General features: G+C 75.9%; 1 protein-coding gene and 1 pseudogene. One reads left to right on the top strand and one right to left on the bottom strand.

Going from position 1 to position 1,863, the window contains the following annotated elements:
• Window positions 1–1,092: PLP-dependent aminotransferase family protein (locus G3I42_RS07200; protein ID WP_164283460.1), on the top strand; the 1,092-nt coding region annotated here is incomplete at its 5' end.
• A gap of 99 nt (window positions 1,093–1,191) precedes the next feature.
• Here the strand turns inward: G3I42_RS07200 and G3I42_RS07195 are convergent.
• A pseudogene (locus G3I42_RS07195) lies at window positions 1,192–1,863 on the bottom strand (hypothetical protein); the annotation flags it as partial.

Here is a 1,863-nt window from a genome sequence, read left to right as displayed (position 1 = left end):
GCCGGGCTTCCCCTGCACGACCTGCGCTCGGGCAGCCCCGACCTCTCGGCCTTCCCGCGCGCCGCGTGGCTCAAGGCGGCCCGCCAGGCCGTCGACCAGGCCCCGGCGAGCGCGTTCGGCTGGCCGGGCACGGGCCGCGAGGAACTGCGCACGGCGCTCGCCGAGTACCTGGCGCGCGTCCGGGGCGTGCGCGCCGATCCCGGGCGCATCCTCGTGACGGCCGGATTCACGCAGGGGCTGCGGCAGCTCCTCGTACGGCTGCGGGAGCGTGGGATGCGCACGGTCGCGGTCGAGTCGTACGGGCTGTGGGTGCACTGGGAGATCCTGCGCGAGGCCGGGATGCGGGTCGTCGTGCTCCCGTTCGACGGCGACGGCACCGTCCCCGTACCGCCGCCCGGCACCCACGCGGTGCTCCTCACGCCGAGCCACCAGTTCCCCACCGGGGGCGCGCTGCTGCCCGAGCGCAGGGCGGCGCTCGTGGACTGGGCGCGGGCGAACGACGGGCTGATCCTGGAGGACGACTACGACGGCGAGTTCCGCTACGACCGCCAGCCCGTCGGGGCCTTGCAGGGGCTCGACCCGGAGCGGGTCGTGCACCTCGGCACGACGAGCAAGTCCCTCGCCACGGGTCTGCGCCTGGGCTGGGCGGTCCTGCCCGCCGCGCTCGCGACCGGGTCCCTCGCGCCGAACAGCGGGTGGGGCGGCACGACGTGGGGCCCCGGCGTCATGGACCAGCTGACCTTCGCGGCGTTCCTGCGCTCCGGCGCGTACGACCGGCACGTACGGGCCATGCGGCTGCGCTACCGGCGCCGCAGGGACGCCCTCGTCGCCGCCGTCACCGCGCGGGCCCCCGAGGTCCGCGTGAGCGGCATCGCGGCCGGGCTGCACGCGGTCCTGCGCCTCCCGCCGGGCACCGAGCCCGTCGTCCTGCGCGCCGCCACCTGGGAACGCCTCGCCCTCACCGGCCTCGGCCAGTTCCGCCACCCGGACGCCGAACTCCCCCCGGCGGACGGCCTGGTGGTGGGCTACGCGACTCCGCCGGAGCACGGGTGGCCCTCCGCCCTGGAGGCGCTGTGCAGGGTGCTGCCGTGAGGGGCGACCGGCGCGGGCCGCGGGTCGCCGTCACCCCTCGGTTCTGAGACATCCCGGGTGCGGTTGCCCGCCCCCGCACCCGGCCCCCGCTTCGGTGGATTACTTGTTCCAGGCCGGGTTTCCGGCGATCTTCGCCAGTGCGGCCAGGTTCAGGGGCGGGGTGGCGAGGTCGGCGGGGCCGTGCTTCGTGTCCTTCGCGTTGGAGGCCGTGACGACGACGCGGGTGGCGTCGGGGCGCAGCACATCGGCGGTGCGGGTGATCAGGGAGCCCGTGCGGGTCTCGTAGCGCAGGACGAGGGAGCCGTCCGGCAGGTTCGCGGTCGTGCAGCTCCGCAGGTCCTCGGTGGTGCTCTTGAGGGTGGCGCAGGAGTAGATGCGCCGGAGGGCGGCCTTGTCCGGCTTCACCAGCTTCTTCGGCGCGGTCTGCTCCGCCTGCGCGCGCGCCTCCTCCTTGGTGAGGGGCCGCTGGTCCGCGGGCTTGCGCTGCGCCGCCTTGCCGGCGAGGTCCTTCTCCATGTCCTTCGTGCGCGCCGCGACGTCGCTGTAGGCGAAATCGCGCTGGAGGTTCACGGTCACCTCGCCCTTGCCACCGGCCAGGAGCAACCGTCCCCCCGCGTCCTTGCCGAGCTGCCAGTGCCGGCTGCCGCTGGGCCGCTCACCGGCCGGGAGCAGCTTCGTCAGCTGCTCCGTCGCCGCCGCCCCGTCCGGCGCCGCTGCCTCCCGCACCGAGGCGACCGGCGCGAACCGCGGCAGCGCGGCGGCGGTCGCGGC

This window comes from Streptomyces sp. SID11385 (assembly GCF_010548245.1).
Classification (GTDB): domain Bacteria; phylum Actinomycetota; class Actinomycetes; order Streptomycetales; family Streptomycetaceae; genus Streptomyces.
Note: the sequence above shows the minus strand (reverse complement) of the source record. Positions and strands in the feature narration are given on the sequence as shown.